Annotated in this window: 18 protein-coding genes; 7 read left to right on the top strand and 11 right to left on the bottom strand. The window is 60.8% G+C overall.

The genetic code is table 11. The annotated features are described in order from the left end of the window. Positions 1-108 precede the first annotated feature (108 nt). The 4 genes from LVY75_30220 to LVY75_30235 form a co-directional block, all read right to left on the bottom strand. The gene (locus tag LVY75_30220; protein XAZ23037.1) at positions 109-3,255 is read right to left on the bottom strand and encodes an efflux RND transporter permease subunit; all 3,147 of its coding nucleotides are present in this window, start codon (positions 3,253-3,255) and stop codon (positions 109-111) included. Positions 3,256-3,280: 25 nt separating this feature from the next. Further along, positions 3,281-4,420, bottom strand: coding sequence for an efflux RND transporter periplasmic adaptor subunit (locus tag LVY75_30225; protein ID XAZ23038.1), 1,140 nt, complete (start codon positions 4,418-4,420; stop codon positions 3,281-3,283). A 50-nt stretch (positions 4,421-4,470) separates the two neighbouring features. Continuing rightward, complete coding sequence (locus LVY75_30230) at positions 4,471-5,079, bottom strand: TetR family transcriptional regulator (protein ID XAZ23039.1); 609 nt, start codon at positions 5,077-5,079, stop codon at positions 4,471-4,473. A 148-nt stretch (positions 5,080-5,227) separates the two neighbouring features. Continuing rightward, positions 5,228-5,659 carry an OsmC family protein gene (locus LVY75_30235; GenBank protein ID XAZ23040.1) on the bottom strand — a complete coding sequence of 144 codons (432 nt, stop codon included), beginning with the start codon at positions 5,657-5,659 and terminating at the stop codon, positions 5,228-5,230. Between the two features lie 190 nt (positions 5,660-5,849). Between LVY75_30235 and LVY75_30240 the strand changes: the two genes are divergently transcribed. The 4 genes from LVY75_30240 (at position 5,850) to LVY75_30255 (ending at position 9,148) form a co-directional block, all read left to right on the top strand. Further along, a complete protein-coding gene (locus LVY75_30240) occupies positions 5,850-6,590 on the top strand; it encodes a FadR family transcriptional regulator (GenBank protein ID XAZ23041.1) in 741 nt (246 codons plus the stop codon). Positions 6,591-6,651: 61 nt separating this feature from the next. Next, positions 6,652-7,800 carry a galactonate dehydratase gene (dgoD, locus tag LVY75_30245; GenBank protein ID XAZ23042.1) on the top strand — a complete coding sequence of 383 codons (1,149 nt, stop codon included), beginning with the start codon at positions 6,652-6,654 and terminating at the stop codon, positions 7,798-7,800. Positions 7,801-7,895: 95 nt separating this feature from the next. Further along, positions 7,896-8,291, top strand: a complete 396-nt coding sequence (locus LVY75_30250) for a DoxX family protein (protein ID XAZ23043.1) — start codon at positions 7,896-7,898, stop codon at positions 8,289-8,291. A gap of 77 nt (positions 8,292-8,368) precedes the next feature. Further along, complete coding sequence (locus LVY75_30255; protein XAZ23044.1) at positions 8,369-9,148, top strand: SDR family oxidoreductase; 780 nt, start codon at positions 8,369-8,371, stop codon at positions 9,146-9,148. 85 nt (positions 9,149-9,233) lie between these two features. Here the strand turns inward: LVY75_30255 and LVY75_30260 are convergent, their stop codons facing one another. Together LVY75_30260 and LVY75_30265 are read right to left on the bottom strand one after the other, a co-directional pair. Beyond that, positions 9,234-10,451, bottom strand: coding sequence for an adenylate/guanylate cyclase domain-containing protein (locus LVY75_30260; protein XAZ23045.1), 1,218 nt, complete (start codon positions 10,449-10,451; stop codon positions 9,234-9,236). 71 nt (positions 10,452-10,522) lie between these two features. Then, positions 10,523-11,545 (bottom strand): LacI family DNA-binding transcriptional regulator, encoded by a 1,023-nt coding sequence (locus LVY75_30265; GenBank protein XAZ23046.1) that lies wholly within the window; start codon positions 11,543-11,545, stop codon positions 10,523-10,525. A gap of 94 nt (positions 11,546-11,639) precedes the next feature. Here LVY75_30265 and LVY75_30270 point away from each other — a divergent pair, with 94 nt between their 5' ends. The 3 genes from LVY75_30270 to LVY75_30280 all read left to right on the top strand — a co-directional run bounded on the left by LVY75_30270 (position 11,640) and on the right by LVY75_30280 (position 14,751). Next, a complete protein-coding gene (locus LVY75_30270) occupies positions 11,640-12,827 on the top strand; it encodes a phytanoyl-CoA dioxygenase family protein (GenBank protein XAZ23047.1) in 1,188 nt (395 codons plus the stop codon). A gap of 82 nt (positions 12,828-12,909) precedes the next feature. Then, on the top strand, positions 12,910-13,731 hold the full coding sequence (locus LVY75_30275; protein XAZ23048.1) for an SDR family oxidoreductase: 822 nt from the start codon (positions 12,910-12,912) through the stop codon (positions 13,729-13,731). 108 nt (positions 13,732-13,839) lie between these two features. Further along, positions 13,840-14,751 (top strand): SMP-30/gluconolactonase/LRE family protein, encoded by a 912-nt coding sequence (locus LVY75_30280; protein XAZ23049.1) that lies wholly within the window; start codon positions 13,840-13,842, stop codon positions 14,749-14,751. A gap of 2 nt (positions 14,752-14,753) precedes the next feature. On the opposite strand, the gene LVY75_30285 is transcribed toward LVY75_30280, so the two are convergent. The 5 genes from LVY75_30285 to LVY75_30305 all read right to left on the bottom strand — a co-directional run bounded on the left by LVY75_30285 (position 14,754) and on the right by LVY75_30305 (position 18,775). Continuing rightward, positions 14,754-15,035 (bottom strand): hypothetical protein, encoded by a 282-nt coding sequence (locus tag LVY75_30285; GenBank protein XAZ23050.1) that lies wholly within the window; start codon positions 15,033-15,035, stop codon positions 14,754-14,756. A 71-nt stretch (positions 15,036-15,106) separates the two neighbouring features. Then, the gene (locus tag LVY75_30290; protein ID XAZ23051.1) at positions 15,107-15,856 is read right to left on the bottom strand and encodes a ThuA domain-containing protein; all 750 of its coding nucleotides are present in this window, start codon (positions 15,854-15,856) and stop codon (positions 15,107-15,109) included. 16 nt (positions 15,857-15,872) lie between these two features. Continuing rightward, positions 15,873-16,955 carry a sn-glycerol-3-phosphate ABC transporter ATP-binding protein UgpC gene (gene ugpC, locus LVY75_30295; GenBank protein ID XAZ23052.1) on the bottom strand — a complete coding sequence of 361 codons (1,083 nt, stop codon included), beginning with the start codon at positions 16,953-16,955 and terminating at the stop codon, positions 15,873-15,875. Between the two features lie 19 nt (positions 16,956-16,974). Beyond that, a complete protein-coding gene (locus LVY75_30300; protein XAZ23053.1) occupies positions 16,975-17,886 on the bottom strand; it encodes a carbohydrate ABC transporter permease in 912 nt (303 codons plus the stop codon). 1 nt (position 17,887) lies between these two features. Beyond that, positions 17,888-18,775: a sugar ABC transporter permease gene (locus LVY75_30305; protein XAZ23054.1), complete on the bottom strand. Its 888-nt coding sequence runs from the start codon at positions 18,773-18,775 to the stop codon at positions 17,888-17,890. Between the last annotated feature and the right edge of the window lie 76 nt (positions 18,776-18,851).

The raw sequence follows: 18,851 nt of genomic DNA on the forward strand, positions 1-18,851 counted from the left end.
GCAGACGTCGAGGCCGCCGGAGACAACCGGCAACCTGACGAAACTAGTGGTCTGAAATAAAAGATGAGCTGAAACAAAAAATGGCGCGGCCTCGACCGCGCCATTGTCTCATTCGGCTGCCAATGCCGGCGGATGATGAATGGTCCCATCCGCCTCTTCCTGGTTGGCATTGGCATGTTCGTCATTTCTGGCCTTCGGTTCGCGGCCGAAGAACAGGGCATAGCCGGCCGGCAGTACGAGGATGGTCAGTACCGTGGCGACGAGGATGCCGCCCATCATGGCGTAGGCGAGCGGACCCCAGAAGACGCCACGCGAGATCGGGATCAGCGCCAGCACGGCCGTCAGCGCCGTCAGCATGATCGGCCGGAAGCGGCGTACCGCAGCACCAACGATCGCTTCCTGCCGGTGCATGCCCGCCTTGATATCCTGGTCGATCTGGTCGACGAGGATGATCGAGTTGCGGATGATGATGCCGAGCAGCGCGATGACACCGAGGATCGCCACGAAGCCGAAGGGCGCACCGCTGATCAACAGGGCCGAAGCCGCGCCGATGATGCCGAGCGGACCGGTGGCGAAGACCAGCATCGCCTTGCCGAAATGCTGCAGCTGGGCCATCAGCAGGATCATGATGACGACGAGCATGATCGGTGCCTTGGCGGCGATCGAGGCCTGGCTTTCAGCCGAATCCTCGGCTCCGCCCTGGATCTCGATCTTGTACCCGGCCGGCAGGCTGTCGCGCAGGTCCTTCATGTCGTTGTAGAGCTTGGTCACAACGTCGTTCGACTGGACGCCGTCAGGCAGCGTTGCCCGCACCGAGATCGTGGGCAGGCGGTCGCGCCGCCATTCGACACCCTGCTCCATCGACGGCACGACCTTGGCGATCTGCGAGACCGGGACAAAGCCGCCGAAATCCGTCGGCACATAAACCGAATTGACGGCAGAGAGCAGTGATCGGTTCGCATCCGGCTCGCGAGCGACGATCGAAACCGTTTCCTCGCCATCGCGGAAATCGTCGAGCGGTGCGCCGGACATGGCGGCCTGCAGCATCTGGCGGACACGCTGCGAAGTGACGCCGAGAGCACGGGCACGATCCTGATCGATGACCAGTTTCATGGCAGGCACCGGCTCGAGCCAGTCGTCATGAATGGCACCGAGCATCGGATCCCTGGTGAAGCGGTCCTTCACCTGATCGGCAATCTTGCGCACTTCCGCACGATCCGGACCCATGACGCGCATCTGCACCGGCCAGCCCGTCGGCGGACCGAGGAAGAGACGGTCGACCTTGCCGCGGACGGACGGGAAGTCTTCCGCCAGGATCGTCCGGAGCTTGGTAATAAGACGCTCACGCGCTGGCTCGTCATTCGCCATGATCAGGAGCTGCGCATAGTTCGGGTTGCGCAGTTGCTGGTCGAGCGGCAGGAAGAAGCGCGGCGCGCCTTCGCCGATATAGGTGGCGATGAACTTCTTGTCCGGATCGTCCATCATCTTGGCTTCCAGCGCCTTGGCCTGGACTTCCACTTCCTTGATGCTGGTCCCCTCGGGCAGCCAGAGATCGACGAGGATTTCCGGACGCGAGGACTGCGGGAAGAAGTTCTGGGGAATGAACTGGAAACTCCAGAGGCTCGCGACGAACGTGCCGAGCGTCAGCGCAAGCACGATGACGCGATGGCGCACCGCCCAGCCCACCGTGTGGCGCAGGCCGCGATAGAAGCGCGTGTCGAACACGTCGTGATGCTCGCCCGCATGGTGACGCTGCTTCAGGATCATGTAGCCGAGCCACGGCGTGAAATAGACCGCCACGAACCATGAGGTCACCAGCGCGATGCCGACGACATAGAAGAGCGAACGCACATATTCGCCGGCCGTCGATGCCGCAAAGCCGACCGGAATGAAGCCGGCGGTCGTGATCAGCGTACCCGTCAGCATCGGGAAGGCGGTCGAGGAATAGGCAAAGCTCGCTGCATCGATCTTGACAAGGCCTTCCTCGAGCTTTCGCTCCATCATTTCCACGACGATCATCGCATCATCGACCAGCAGGCCGAGCGCGATGATGAGCGCGCCGAGCGAAATGCGCTGCAGGTCGATGCCGAGCTCGTACATGATGGCAAACGTCGCAGCCAGGACCAGCGGAATGGCGATGGCGATGACAAGACCCGAGCGCCAGCCGATCGACAGGAACGAGACGACGAGCACGATGGCAAGGGCTTCGCCCAGCGCATGCATGAACTCGCTGACCGCATCTGTCACGACATCGGGCTGGTTGGAGATCTGATCGACGGCGACACCGTAGGGCAGCGAGTCCTCGAAGCGCTTGTAGGTCGCTTCAACATCCTTGCCGACATCGGTGACCTTGTAACCCTTGGCCATGACGACGCCGACCTGCACACTATCGTGACCGTTAAAGCGATATTTGCGCTGATAGGGGTCTTCGAGCCCGGACGTGACGGTGGCGATATCGCCGAGGCGTGTCACCTGATTGCCGGAGCGCAGGCGCAGTTCCCTGATGTCTTCGACCTTGTGTACATTGCCCTCGACCGAGATGCGCACCGAGCGCAGACCCGTATCGACATTGCCTGCCGGATCGACGGCATTCTGGCCCTTGATGGCGTTCTGCAGATCGGGGATCGTCAGGCCGCGTTCGGCAAGCGCCTTGGAGGAGACGTCTATATAGATCTTTTCCGGCTGGTCGCCGATGATGACGGCCTTCTCTACACCGGGCGTCGTCAGCAGCATGTCGCGCGCCTGGATCGCGAACTTCTTCAGTTCCGGATAGGAATAGCCATCGCCGCTGATCGAATGCAGCGTGATGAACGTGTCGCCGAATTCATCGTTGAAATAAGGGCCGAGCAGACCTTGCGGCAAATCGCTGTTGATGTCGCCGACCTTCTTGCGCACCTGATAGAAGGCGTCGGCAACATCAGCCGAATTCGTATCACCCTTCACCTGCACGGTGATGATCGTGCTGCCTGCCCGCGTATAGGACTTCACCCAGTCGAGATGCGGGGTTTCCTGCAGCTTGCGCTCGATCTTGTTGGTGACCTGATCTTCCATGTCCTGCAGCGATGCTCCAGGCCAGAGCGCCTGCACCACCATAACGCGGAATGTGAAATCCGGGTCTTCCTTCTGGCCCATGCGGGTCAGGCCGAGCACACCCGTGATGAGGATCAGCCCGAAAAGGAAGCGCGCAATGCTCGGATGACCGATTGCCCAGCGCGAAAGGTTGAACGGGCGCTTTTCCGTAGTGGCGTTGTCCATGATCCTGTCCCCTCTCCCTGGCCGTTCAGCGGACGGCTGCGTCCGTTTCAGCCGAAGCCGATTGCTGGTCGGGAAGCTTGACCTGCAGGTTTTCGCTCATGAATTGCGTGCCGGCGGCGACGACGAGATCGCCGCTATCGAGCCCCTTGGTGACGCGCACGCCATCGCCGGTGAAATCCGCGACCTCGATGTCCCTGACGTGAACAGTTTCCGTACCACGATCGACAGTCCAGACGACCTGCTTGCCGTCCTTCTGCGCCAATGCGCTCAGCGGAATGGAAACATAGCTATCGCTATTGCTGACGTTGGCCTCGATGGACGCCGTCATGCCGAGTAGTACACGAGGATCATTCGGCAGGCTGACACGTACTGCAAAGGTGCGGGACTGCTGGTCGGCGCTGCCGGAGACTTCGCGAACGGTGCCGTCAAGCACCAGCTTGCTATCGGCCCAGAAACCCGCCTTCACGGTCTTGCCCGGCTTGAACTGGGCGATATCGTTTTCAGGCACCGCGATCTGCACTTCCTTCTCGCCGTCGACAGCGACGGTGACGACAGGCGTTCCCGAGCCGACGACCTGACCCACATCGGCATTGATGGTGGTCACGATGCCATTGTGGTCGGCCTTGAGCTCGGTATAGCTCACCTGATTCTTCGCCTGATCGAGCGCAGAGACGGCAGCATCGCGAGTCGAAATTGCCTGATCATGGCTGAGAGACGCCTGCTCGACCTGCGATTTCGGCGCGACGTTCTTGTCGAAGAGCTGTTCGGCGCGACGATTGACGAGATCGGCGGTTTCAACCGCCTTTTCGGCAGCAGTGAGATTGGCTTCGGCGGTCTTCACGGCGAGTTCGTAATCGGTCGAGTCCATGCGGGCGAGGATATCGCCGGGCTTTACCCGTTCGCCGATATCGACGAGACGTTCGGTAATCTTGCCGTTGACACGAAACCCGAGGTTCATTTCCGTACGCGCCCTCACCGAGCCGGAATAATCGAGCGTACGGGTATCACCGGCCTTGGCGATCTCGACCACCTTGACCGGACGGATGACTTCCTTGACCTCTGCCTTTTCTTCCGTGCAGCCGGCAACGCCGAGCCCGACCGCACCAAGGAGCGCGAGGCTCATGACGGACGGCACGCGATTGCTGAAGGTCTTGAGCGAAAACATCTTTCGCACTCCTGATTATCTAGGGTTTTCTTGGGCGACGTTGGCCGCGCTTATTTTCTAAGTGCCCTGATCGCAAATTCGATCAGTTCGTCCACGGCCGCACGGTTTGTCTTGGCAAGACATTGGGCAACCATTTGCGGGTGGCAGAGATTGATGGTCGCCGCTCCGAAACAGCGGGAGGCGACCTCGGGGTCTTGGTCGGCGAATTCACCGGAGGCGATGCCTTCGCGGATAACGTCGGCAATCAATGCGTGAATGGAGTCGATGTGCTTCTCGATGACATGCCAGTCGCGTTCGATCGCGACGATCACCATCTCATGCACTTTCTGCTGATCGAGCATGGTGTCGAGCGTCAGCTGGTACTGGCTGCGCACGTACTGGCGCAACCGGTCGGAAGCGCTGATCTTCTGACGGCAGACATTGGCTGCAAGCTCATAGCTCATCGCCAGCATGCGTCCGCAGATCGCCTGGTGGATCTCAACCTTGGAGGCGAAGAAACGGTAGATATTGGCAGGCGACATGCCAAGGTCGCGGGCCACATCCGCGACGGTCGTCTTGGAATAGCCGTAGTGGCGGAAAAGCCGCTCGGCCGCATCCAGGATGCGGGTGATATTTTCCTGCCGTGTGACGTCCAGCGTGGTTTCCGCGAGGTCATTCATGGTTTCAGGCCCGATATTTACGACTGACGAATTTTGAATTTCGTCAGTCGTAAAATATCATCCTTCACTTGTCAATGATTTTGCGATGCAAACAATAATGCCGCAGCCCGGGCAGGCTGCGGCATCAGATCGAGAAAGGCTGGAAGGATCAGACGAGCTTGACGTCGAGCGTGATCGGAACCGCAGAAAGAGCCTTGGAAACCGGGCAGCCGGCTTTTGCCATCCCGGCCAGTTCTTCGAATTTTGCCTGGTCGGCGCCGGGAATGCTGCCCGACAGCGACAGGTGGATGGCGGTGATGGCAAAGCCGCCTTCCACGCTTTCCAGCGTCACCTTGGCGGAGGTTTCCATATGGTCAGCCTTCAGTCCGGCTTCGCCGAGGATCAGCGACAGCGCCATGGTGAAGCAGCCTGCATGGGCAGCACCGATAAGCTCTTCCGGATTGGTACCGGCAACGCCTTCGAAGCGGCTTGCAAAGCCGTAGGGATAATTGCTCAGCGCGCCGCTCTGGGTCGTGATCTGACCTTTTCCGTCCTTGAGACCACCTGACCAATGGGCCGAAGCTGTACGATTGATCTGCATGCCGTCCTCCTGCTCGATTGAATTTTGAAGCGTTGCGCCGCTCCGCCGCGAAGAGCGTTCTGCCCTTCCGACCGGCAATATAGTCCTCTATCCGCGGAAGACGACACCAGATTGAAGGCAAATCATCATACAAGAAGATTGCCTGTGTATGATGATTAAGTTAAGAGACTTGACCAAGAGGAACTTTCAGATGCAGCCCGCAACAAGACGCGATGAGAAAACCGCAGCGGCCGAGCGCCGGCCGCGCGTCCGCCGTAGCGTTACGGCGGCGATTGCCGAGGATATCTGCGCCAGCCGCTACCCTGCAGGCACGCTATTGCCACGCGAAAACGACCTCTGCGAGCTCTATGGCGTCAGCCGTACCGTGATCCGCGAATCCCTGAAGGTTCTGGAATCCAAGGGGCTCGTACGCGGCAAACCACGCATCGGCACCACAGTTTGCGACAAGGACGAGTGGAACATTCTCGATCAGGACCTACTGGAATGGATGGGGCCGCATCTCGGCGATTTCGACCTGCTTGCCAGCATCCTCGAAGCCCGCCGCACGATCGAGCCAGCAGCGGCCGAATATGCCGCAAGTCGCGCCAGCACGCAGGAAATCGCCGATCTCGAAGGGGCCTGGCAGCGCATGCAAGCGGCGAGCGATGATGCCGAGGCCTTCACCGAGGCCGATCTGCTCTTCCATACCGTGCTGCTCAAGGCCAGCCACAACCAGGTCTTTCGCCGTCTCTCCAGCGCCATCCACGCTGCGCTCAAATACGCGCTGCACGCCTCCAACGTCGCCATGCCCGATCACCGCGAGGCCCTGGCCCTGCATGGCAAGGTGGTCGAAGCCCTGCGCCTGCGCGATGCCGCTGGCGCGCGCGATTGCGTCAACCGGATTCTCGACCTCGCCAAACGCGACCTGACCGCCGCCGGCCGGACGAAATGATAAGATATCAGCGGCCACGGCCGTCGATGGGAACACGAAGCGAAACGAAAGTGCGACTGTCATGAAGATCACCAAACTGACCACCTATATCGTCCCGCCGCGCTGGCTGTTTCTGAAGATCGAAACCGATGAAGGCGTCGTCGGCTGGGGCGAACCCGTTGTCGAGGGTCGCGCGCTGACCGTCGAGGCGGCCGTCCACGAACTCGCAGACTACCTCATCGGCAAGGATCCCTTCCTCATCGAAGATCATTGGACCGTGATGTATCGCGGTGGCTTCTATCGCGGCGGCGCCATCCATATGTCGGCGATATCCGGCATCGACCAGGCACTCTGGGACATCAAGGGCAAGGCGCTCGGCCAGCCGATCCATTCGCTGCTCGGCGGCCAGGTGCGTGACCGCATCAAGGTCTATTCCTGGATCGGCGGCGACCGCCCCTCCGACGTCGCCCGCAACGCCAAGGACGTCGTTTCCCGCGGCTTCAAGGCGATCAAGCTCAACGGCTGCGAGGAAATGCAGATCGTCGATACCAACGAGAAGATCGACAAGGCGGTCGAGACCATCGCGACGATCCGCGAGGCGATCGGCCCGCATGTCGGTATCGGTGTCGATTTCCACGGCCGTGTCCACAAACCCATGGCAAAGGTTCTTGCCAAGGAACTCGAACCCTACAAGCTGATGTTCATCGAGGAGCCGGTTCTCTCCGAACACCGCGAAACCCTGAAGGAAATCGCCAACCATTGCTCGACGCCAATCGCGCTCGGCGAACGCCTCTATTCCCGCTGGGACTTCAAGTCGGTCCTGTCGGACGGCTATGTTGATATTATCCAGCCGGATCTGTCCCACGCAGGCGGCATTACCGAATGCCGCAAGATCGCCGCCATGGCTGAAGCCTATGACGTGGCACTGGCACCTCATTGCCCGCTCGGCCCCATCGCGCTTGCCGCTTGCCTGCAGGTCGACGCCATCTCCTACAATGCCTTCATTCAGGAGCAGAGCCTCGGCATCCACTACAACAAGGGCAACGACATTCTCGACTACATCTCAAACAAGGAAGTCTTCCAGTATGCGGACGGATTCGTCTCCATTCCGCAGGGGCCTGGCCTCGGCGTCGAAGTGGACGAGGCCTATGTCATCGAGCGTGCCAAGGAAGGCCACCGCTGGCGCAATCCCATCTGGCGCCACGAGGATGGCAGCTTTGCCGAATGGTAAGCGAAAGGGCCGCGAAAGCGGCCCTTTTTACATTCTCCGTGTAGGATATCGGACACTTCATTCGTCATTGTGAAAGCTCAAGGAGGAGATTTCACATGGCCAGAGCAATCGCAATCATTATTGCCCGCATCATCTTCAGCTTCATCTTTTTCATGGCCGCCGGCTTCAAGTTCGCCGATATCGGCGCGACGGCCGCCTACATCACCGCGGCAGGCTTTCCGGCGGCCACATTCCTTGCCTGGATCGCCGCCTTTTTCGAAATCGCACTGGCGCTTGCCTTCATATCCGGCGCCTTTTTCACAGAGGCGAGCCTGCTTGCCGGCATCTACGTGATCTTCCTGGCCTTTGCCTTCCATGGCCCGTCGCAATGGCAGCAGAACCAGGCTGAATTCGGCTTCTTCGTCGATCACTTCACCTTCTTGGCCGGTCTGCTCGTCGCCGCCGTTCATGGACCGGAACGGTGGGCGCTTCGCCATAGCCTCCTGAAATAACCTCAACGCCACACGCTCCGGAACCAAGAGCCGCCCCGATCATTGCCTTTACCGGCAACCGCAAAGAGGAGCGGCTCATGGAGTTGCAGGGAAAGATCGCACTGGTGACCGGCGCAGGCTCCGGGATCGGCAAGGCGACTGCGCTGAAGCTCGCCGCTGAAGGCGCCAGGGTCGCCGTGCTGAGCCGCACCGAGAGCGAGGTGCTAGAAACCTGCCAGGAGATCATCGCCGCTGGCGGTCAGTCGATCGAACTGACCGCCGATACGAGCGACGAGGCCCAAATGCGCGCGGCCGTCGACAAGATGACAGAGAATTTCGGCGGCATCGATATCGTGGTGGCCAATGCAGGCATCAATGGCGTCTGGGCGCCGATCGATGACCTTAAGCCCGACGAATGGGATCGGACCATGGCCGTCAACCTGCGCGGCACATACATGACCCTGCATCTCACCGTGCCCTATCTGAAGATGAAAGGCGGCTCGATCGTCGTGGTCTCGTCAATCAATGGCACGCGTACCTTTACCACGCCAGGCGCCACCGCTTATACCGCGACCAAAGCCGGCCAGGTTGCCATGGTTCAGCAGCTCGCACTCGAACTCGGCAAACATGGCATTCGCGTCAATGCCGTCTGCCCCGGCGCGATCGACACCAGCATTTCCGCCAACACAACGTCGCGCCATCGCGAGGAAACCGAAGTGCCCGTCATCTGGCCGAAGGGCGAAATCCCGATCACTGGCGGCAAGGCAGGGTCTAGTGACGATGTAGCCGAGACGATCCTCTTCCTTGCCTCCGAGCGCGCCCGGCATATTACCGGCACGCCTGTCTGGATCGACGGTGGACAGGGATTGCTGCGTTAGGCCGCTTCTGCGTCGTGCGACGATTGCCTTTGCTCGACCAGATCATCAGCGCGCATATATGCAGTTGCAGCAACGGCCCTGCCGGTCACCCGTTTAGCCGCGCGCTTTCCAGCGTGTAAAGCAATTGCGGCCGTTTGACACCGCGCAGAGCATAGCGGCCGATACAAGCGAGGACGTTGCGCTCAGCTTCAGGGATTGCCGCTTCGAAATCCGACGACATCAGCACATTGAGATCGACTGAACGGCAGATCGAGGCGATGCGGCTCACCTCGTTGACCGCCGGCCCGATGACCGTGAAGTCCAGACGGTCCTGGCTGCCGATATTGCCGTAGAAGACATCGCCGATATGCAGTCCGATATAGACATCAGTTGTTGGCCGCCTGTCCACCTCGCGTGCAGCGTTGAGTACTGCAAGCTTCTGGCGGAGCAGGCGCTCTGCCGTCAACGCGGCAGAACAGCTTTCCGCCGGCTCCTCGCCCTTGAAGATAGCAAGCACCCCGTCGCCGATCAGCTTCAGAACATTCCCACCGGCTTCATGGATCGCTGTTATCACCGCCTCGCTATATTCATTGAGCAACGGAATGATCTCTTCCGGCGGCGAATTGTCCGAGATCTTCGTGTAGTTCAACAGATCGGAGAACCATAGCGCTGCCGAAATGCGCTCGGTTTTGCCGCGCGAGATCTTGCCGTCCATCACCTGGCGGGCTGCATCCTCACCGAGATAGACCTCGGCGATCGTGCGGGCGATACGGGCAAGAGCCACGCATTTGATTGCCAGTCCCAGCACCGGCACAAGTTTGCGCAGGATCGCAAGATCCTGGTCGGAAAAGCCTTCGGGATGTTTCGTCGAGAAATGCGAGAAAAAACAATCCATCTCGCCAATCGTGCCGGCCTCGGCAAAGCGATGCGCCATGGCGACGTAATCGGTATGACCGAGCTTGTAGATCTGGTCCAGCATGATGAAATCGGTCGGATCGCCGAAGCCGATCCGGCGCCGCACCTCTCGATCGCCACTGGTCCAGAGATGGTAGAAGGCCGAACGACGCCAGGTATCCAGCCCCTGGCCCTCACCCGAAGGGCCATATTCGAACTCGCCCTCAAAATCCTCAACGCTATCCCAGCGAAATGCGCGGCCTTCATGCACGGGATGAAGCGTGTCCATCAGCGCCATGGCGCGATCGAGCCGCATGCCGGCATTGCGGCAAGCTTCGCAGAAGCCGGCAAGCAGCTCCGCTTCGGTCGCACCGTTCAAGCCCTGTTCTGTCACCCATGCTGCGATTGTGCCGACGTCGCTGTGATCCATGCGCTCTCCTCACGATCCGCAAGCTGTAACGTGAATCTGCCGCAGATGAAAAGACAATCAACCCGAACAGACTATTGGCTTGTCGGCATATTATAGGGCGTAACGATTTCGACGGCCGAAAATGACACCGGCGCCGTCCGGCTGACGGGGATGGTATAGGCCATGATTGCACGGAAAGCGGCGCGCGCATCGGTTCTGAGATCGTGATGCAGCACGAAATCGATCCGCCGTTCGGCTAGTAAAGCGCGGTTGTCGGCATCGAGATCATGCGCCACGAAGACCGAGACCGGCCTGCCGGCAGCCTTGAAAGCCGCAAGCACCGCGCGATTGCCGCCGCCGACCGAATAGACCGCATTGATCGAGGGATCATCGGCAAGGGCCTTGGCAACGAGCGTACCCGTCGCGGCATCCGTGCCATGCCCTTCGCTCACTTCGATAATGCCGATTAGAGGATAATGCGCACGGATCACCCGGCGAAAGCCGATCTCCCGCTCCTCCTCGCCACGAAACCGGCCGCTTGACAGCGTCACCAGCGCCTTGCCACCGGAGGCCCCGAGCAGCCGGCCAATGAGATAGGCTGCCGTCTCCCCCGCCGCTCGGTTATCGGCGCCGGCATAGGCCGATCGGGCGGAATTCGGCAGGTCGGTGACGAGCGTGACGACCGGGATATCGGCGGCATCGAGCCTTGCGACGGCCGCGACGATGTCGGGCACGTCGGGCGCCTTCAGCACGATGCCATGTGTGCCACGCAGTCGGATCCGGTCGAGAAGCTGCACCAACTCCGCCGCCCGCATCACCTCGGCAAAATGAAACCGGCAGCGGAAGACGGTCGGCAGGAAGGTCGCAACCTCCGCTTCGAAGGCGGCCCGCACCGCCGTGCTGAACCTGTCAGGCGTTTCCATGACGATATCGATCGTGAGCTTGCGACCGGCTACATCGGCACCCGCCTGTTTCTCGAGCTCGGCGATTGCCGCCTTGACCCGCATCTCGGTCTGCCGCCGCACACCGGGCCTGCCGTTCAGCACGCGATCGACTGTGGCAGTGCTGAGACCTGCCTGAAAAGCGATATCCTTGACGAGAAAGGGATGAGCCATGCTTGCTGTTCTGATGGATTTTTGATGGATTCCTGATCTATATCAGGATCGCCGGCGGCGTATAGTCCCTTCATCGGACATGGAGGAGCACCCGATGAAATCAGACAACCAGCAAAAACTGCGCGCCAACCGCGTCTGGCTCACCGAAGACGCCTGCGATCTCAACGATTTCCGCGCACTCGCCGAAAAGACCACGGCCCTTGCCGACTATCCCTCGGCCTCAGCCGTCGAGAAGAACGTGCTGATCTATGACAGCCGCAAGGTGATCGAGGCAGCCTCGACGCCGGAAGGCCGCCGCGCCATTCTCGCCGAAATCTGCGAAGCCTTCGGCATCGGCCCCGGCGTCGTCGTCTTCAAACATGCCTACGAAGACACCGGCATCATCGACAGGGCGAGCACGATCTTCGACGAGATCATCGAGGAGCAGCACCGCAGCTCGACCGGCGGCGGCGACCATTTCGCCAAGCCTGGCGCAAACGACCGCATCTGGAACTCGCTCGAAAAGCACTGCCTTACCGACCCCGAGAATTTCGCCCGCTACTACGGCAATGCCATCGTGGCGCTGGCAAGCGAGGCATGGCTCGGCCCGCACTACCAGATGACGGCGCAGGTCAACCGGGTGAACCCGGGCGGTGCCGCGCAATCGGCCCACCGCGACTATCACCTCGGCTTCCAGTCCTCCAAGGTGATCGAACAGTTCCCAGCCCATGTTCACCGCCTTTCGCCGGTGCTGACCTTGCAGGGTGCGGTCGCCCATTGCGACATGCCGCTCGAGAGCGGCCCGACGCTTTTCCTGCCGCACAGCCAGACCTATGAGCCCGGCTACCTCGCGCTCAAGCGCCAGGAATTCAAGGATTATTTCGACCAGAACCATATCCAGCTGTCGCTGAAAAAGGGCGATGTCGTCTTCTTCAACCCCGCCCTCTTCCATGCCGCCGGTACCAACCGCTCGAAAGACATCAAGCGCGTCGCAAACCTGCTGCAGGTCTCCTCGGCTTTCGGCCGGGCGATGGAAACCGTCAACCGCGAACGCATGAGCGCAAGGCTCTTCCCCGCCCTCAAGGCACTGAAAGCCAAGCTTTCAGCCGGCGAGATCGCCAATGCCGTCGCCTCCTGCGCCGAAGGCTATTCCTTCCCGACCAACCTCGATCGTGATCCGCCACTCGGTGGCCTCGCGCCGAAGACCCAGGCCCAGCTCATGCACGAGGCACTCGCCGAAAACTGGAGCGACGACGCCTTCAGCAAAGCCCTTGCCGAACAGGCAGCCAGGAAGCTGAGCTGACGCGGCCATCACAATACCATCATCCAAGAGCCCCTTGCCGCTGGTAAGGGGCCATTCGCATGTCATCAGGAGGAAAAAACACATGAGCACGGATTACGCTCGCCTCGACGGCAAGATCGCCATCGTCACCGGCGGCACACAGGGCCTCGGCGCCACCATTACCCGCCTCTTTGCCGAACGCGGCGCTAAGGGCATCATCATCTGCGGCCGCAACGAGGCCAAGGGCAAGGCGAAGGCGGAGGAGATATCGGCAAAGACCGGCGCGAAGGTCGTCTACGTCAAGGCCGATCTCGCCAAGGTCGAGGATACCAGGAATGTCGTCCATGTCTGCGACCAGACCTTCGGCCGCGTCGATGCGCTGGTCAATGCCGCCGCCATCACCGACCGCGGCACGATCCTCGATACCAGCCCCGAGCTCTTCGACGCCATGTTCGCCATCAATGTCCGCGCCCCCTTCTTCCTCATGCAGGAGGCGGTGAAGGTCATGCGCCGCGAGAAGATCGAAGGCACGATCGTCAATATCGGCTCCATGTCCGCCAAGGCCGGCCAGCCCTTCATCGCTGCCTATTGCGCCTCCAAGGGCGCCTTGGAAACGCTGACGAAGAACACCGCCTACGCGCTGCTGCGCAATCGTATCCGGGTCAATGGCCTGAATATCGGCTGGATGGCCTCCGAAGGTGAAGATCGCATCCAGAGGGAATTTCACAAGGCCGACGACGACTGGCTCACCAAGGCTGCCGCAAGCCAGCCCTTCGGCCGGCTTGTCGATCCCGAAGAAGTGGCCCGCGCCTGTGCCTATCTCTCGTCCGGCGAATCTGGCTTGATGACCGGCTCCGTCATCTGCTTCGATCAGTCGATCTGGGGCGCTTATGACGGCTCGCCGCATCCAGTCGCCGCGCTCTGACGTGCCTTTGTGACGCTCCAGAGCCCGGCGCCTTTCCGCCTCCGGGCTCTGGCAGATTGCTTCGTTTCCCGCTACGAAGAAACAATATCGATCTGGGAGGAATCGGGCATGGCTGGAAGCGAGCTTTATGACATCAGGGATGAGCGCTTTGGAGCGCTGATCGCCGGCAGCGCGGTGCTGGAGGAATTGTACAGGGGCTGCCGCTGGGCTGAGGGACCTGTCTGGTTTTCCGATCTGAACTGCCTGATCTGGAGCGACATTCCGAACGAACGCCTGATGCGCTGGGTACCGGATGGCTCGGTCTCCGTCTTCCGCTCACCGTCCAACTATGTCAACGGTAATACCCGCGACCGGCAGGGCCGCTTGGTCTCCTGCGAACATGGCGGTCGCCGTGTGACCCGCACCGAACCTGATGGACGCATCACCGTGCTGGCCGACAGCTTCAATGGCAAACGGCTGAACTCCCCGAACGATGTCGTTGTGAAGTCCGACGGCTCGATCTGGTTCACCGATCCGAGCTACGGCATCATGTCGGATTACGAAGGCCACAAATCTCCGGAAGAGCAGGAAAGCCGCAACGTCTATCGCATCGATGCCGCAACCGGCGATATCGAAGCTGTCGTCACCGACTTCATCCAGCCGAACGGGCTGGCCTTTTCGCCGGACGAGCGCCAGCTCTTCATCGCCGATTCCGGTTCTGCCAATCACGATGTCCCGCGGCACATCCGCGTCTTCGACGTCGTGGATGGCCGCAAGCTGACAAACAGCCGCTACTTCTGCTCGATTGACAACGGCATACCGGATGGTTTCCGTTTCGATGTCTCGGGGAATCTCTGGACCAGTGCCGCCGACGGTGTGCACTGCTTTGCCCCAGACGGGACGCTGCTCGGCAAGATCAAGGTGCCGCAGACCGTCTCCAACGTCACGTTCGGCGGCCCGAAGAAGAATCGTCTCTTCATCACCGCGACGCAATCGCTCTATTCGATCTACACGACGACGAACGGCGCGCAGTACCCGTAAGCCTATGCCTTGCGCGCTGCCGCTCTGAGTGCCTGCTGGAAAACCTGCTTCATCTCGGCAAAACCATCAAAGCCGAGATGATGCGCGAAGCGGATGACGCTGGTCTGCGAAACATTGCAGCGCTCGGCGATCTTCTGGCTGCTTTCGAAAGCGAACACATCGGGCCTCTCGGCGGCGAGCCGCGCCAGCGCATCCAGCCGTTGCGGCAGATCGCGATGGATGGAAACCCAGAATGCCTTGCTGAGAAAGGCATCTCCGTCGGCCTTCATCGAAACAGTCTGCATTCCAGCCTCCATCGTTTACCGCCCGTGGAGGCCAGGATCATCATGGCCCAGCCCCCCACGGGAGGAACTGTTTAAGCCTTCACCTTGTCCGGCCGCCCGTGCAGCGGCTCCTTGCGGTGCCAGTTTTCGAGGATGCGGCCGTCGGTGTGCTTCTGCTGCGCCCAGCGGATGCCGTTCGAGATGACCTTGTGCACGGTCTTGTCGTGATAGATCGGATAGGTCTCGTGGCCGGGGCTGAAGAAGAAGATGCGACCGCGGCCGCGCTGGAAGGTGCAGCCGCTGCGGAACACTTCACCACCCGAATACCAGGAGATGAAGACCAGCTCGTCCGGCTGCGGAATGTCGAAGGGCTCGCCATACATTTCCGAGGCATTGACCTCGAAATAGGGCGGCAGGCCCTCGGCGATCGGATGCGAGGGGTTGACCACCCAGACGCGCTCCAGATCTCCCTCAGGCGTCTCGCGCCACGAGAGATTGGCATTGGTGCCCATCAGCCGGCGGAAAAGCTTTGAGTGATGGCCGGAATGCAGGACCAGAAGGCCCATCCCCTTCAGCACCCGCTGCTGCACTCGGTCGATCAGCCCGTCGCTGACTTCCTCATGCGCCATATGGCCCCACCAGAGCAGCACGTCGGTATCGTTGAGCACCGAATCCGGCAGGCCTTCGTCCGGATCGTCGAGCGTGCCGCGGCGGATATCGAAATCGGGATGGGCGATACCGGCAGCGATCGCGCCGTCGATACGATCGGGATAAATATCCTGGACCTCCTTGTGGACCTGCTCGTGGCGTCCTTCGTTCCAGATCGTGACCTTGATTGTCATGCTATTCCTCGATGTTTCAAATTTGAGCCGAACGGAGAACCCGGCCGGCGGAATCGAACAGATGGCAAGCGGCGCGTTCCGCTGTGAGCGAAACGCGATCGCCGGGCCGAATGGTCATGTCGCCTTCTGTGCGCACGACGATCGGCTGCTGCTGCGACCCGACCGTCAGATAGGTCTCGACACCAAGCCGCTCGACGATGACGACCTCGGCCGAAAAATCGCCCTGCCCCTGCGGCGCGAGCTTCAGATGCTCCGGCCGGATACCGAGTTTCGCCTCACCCTGCGGCACGGAACCGTTTGCATCCGTCAAATCGATCGCAAGCCCGAGCGGGCTTTCCAGATGCACCTTGCCGGCATCCCGGCGTGTTGCTGTCATCGGCAGCACGTTCATCTTCGGCGATCCGATGAAGGTCGCGACGAACTCGTTTTCGGGCTGATGGTAGAGTTCCATCGGCGCGCCCTGCTGAGCCACGAGACCCTTGTTCAGAACGACGATGCGGTCGGCCATCGTCATCGCCTCGACCTGGTCGTGCGTGACATAGACGACGGTTGCCTTCAGCTCGCGATGCAGGCGCTGCAACTCAGCGCGCATCTGCACGCGCAGCGCAGAATCGAGGTTCGACAGCGGCTCGTCAAACAGGATCAGCGACGGCTTCTTGATGATCGCGCGGCCGATCGCCACGCGCTGGCGCTGGCCACCGGACAGTGCTCCCGGCTTGCGGCTGAGATAGTCAGTCAGCTGCAGGATCTCCGCGACGCCTTCGACCTGCTTCTTGATTTCGGCTTCCGGCACCTTCTTGAGGCTCAGCGAAAAGCCGATATTTTCAGCGACCGTCATATGCGGATAGAGCGCATAGGACTGGAATACCATGGCGATGCCGCGCTTGTCCGGCGGCACGTCGTTGATGCGCTGGCCGTTCAGCACCAGATCGCCCTCATCGATGCCTTCGAGGCCGGCGATCATACGCAACAGCGTGGACTTGCCGCAGCCCGACGGGCCGACGAACACGGCGAATTCGCCATCCTCCACCGTGATATCGACGCCCTTGATGACTTCGAGCGCGCCGTAGAATTTGCGAACGTTTCTGAGATTGATCATTCGTTTCTCTTTCTTGATCTCAGCCCTTCACACCGCCCGAGAAGGTCTGGACGAGGAAGCGCCGCGCAAAGCCGAAGGCGACGACGGCAGGCAGCAGGTAAATGAAGGCGAGCGCCGTCAGCAGGCCGTAATCGATCTCGTTGATGCGCAGGAAGGCGCGGAAGAGGCCGAGCGGCAGCGTCTGCAGCTCTGGCGACGACAGGAAGATCAGCGGCAGCAGGAAATCGCCCCAGGCCGACATGAAGGCGAAGAGACCGGCGGCCGCGAGCCCAGGCATGGCAAGCGGGATCAGCACCCGGCGGATGCGCTGCATCATCGTCGCCCCGTCCATGACGGCCGCTTCCTCATAGTCACGCGGCAGGCCGTCGAAGAAGGTCTTCATGATCCAGAGCGCCAGCGGCAACTGCATGGTGGCGAGCACCAGCATGATACCGAGATAGCCGTCGATGAACCCGGTCCAGCGCATGATATCGCGGGCATAGCTGCCGAAGATCGGGCGCAGGATCGCGCCTTCCGCATTGTTGAGCGTCAGCAGGAACTTGTAGAGCGGCACGACGAGCGCGGTCGGCGGCAGCACGCGGATGAGCAGGATCGCGTAAAGGAACGGCAGCTTCCACCAGGCCCGCGTGCGCGACAGCGCATAGCCGCCGAGCCCCGCCAGAACCATGACGATAAGCGTCGCTCCGCCGACCACGAAGAGCGAGTTGAACAGCCACTTCGCCCCATCCTCCTTGGTGAAGACGCGCACATAGTTTGCAAGCGTCCATTGCTCCGGCCAGCGCAGGAAGAGCTGCGCATTGCCGTCGAAGGAGGCAAGCAGCACCCAGAAGAAAGGCACAGCGCAGAAGATCGAGATGATCGTCAATGTTGCGTAGGCAAGCAGGTCGGAGCGGGTCTTGTTTGCCCCTTCGCTCGGGGAAATAGCGGTCATGTCAGACCTCCACTTTCATGGCTCGGACATAGCCGATGCCGAGGATCAGCGAGATGATGAGCGCGACGACCGCGACCGCAGCACCGTAACCGAGCTGGAAGGCCGTGAAGGACTGGTTGTAGATGTAGATGCTGACGACCTCCGTCGCCCCGCCCGGGCCGCCGCGCGTTAGCGCGTAGACGAGACCGAAGACGGCGATGGTGGAGACGGCCGAGATCAGCATGTAGAGCAGGATTGTCGGCATCATCAGCGGCAGGGTGATGCGGCGGAACATCTGCGACGGTGTCGCGCCATCCATGCGCGCCGCCTCGTAGATCTCGGCGGGGATGGTGCTGAGGCCCGCCGTCAGCAGGATCATCGCGGTCGCGATACCGCGCCAGGTATTGACGATGATAATCATCGACAGTGGGAAGGCGTTCAGCCAGTCAGCGGGATCAATGCCGAAGAAGGCAACGATGCGCGAGAGCGTCGCATGTTCGCCGCCCGCCAGCATCGAGATCCACATGAAGCCGGCAACGACTTCCGGGGCGGCATTCGGCAGAAGAATAATCGAAGAGAAGAACTGGCGGAAACGGATCGGCCGGCGCAGCGCCATTGCCGAAATCAGCCCGAGCACGAACTGCCCGATGACGGCAGAACCCATGACGAAGACGAAGGTGACGAACAGCGAATTCCAGAACTTCGCATCGTTGAAGAGGCGCACATAGTTGCGGATACCGACGAAGCGCGGCCGCAGGGCCGCAGCTCCCGTCAGCGCCTCATTGGTGAAGCTCAGGTAGACGGAATAAAGGGCGGGATAGATCACAAAGGCCAGAAGCAGGACCAGCGACGGCAGCAGAACCAGCAGGAGTTGGCGCTCGGTTCGCTTTTCATGAGAGTTTCGGGCCATTGAAGCTCACAACCTTATCGAATGAAATCGGGAAGACGCGGCGAGAATGCCGCGTCCCCGTCTTGGCGGGAGGAAG

The organism is Sinorhizobium sp. B11 (assembly GCA_039725955.1).
Classification (GTDB): Bacteria; Pseudomonadota; Alphaproteobacteria; order Rhizobiales; family Rhizobiaceae; genus Rhizobium.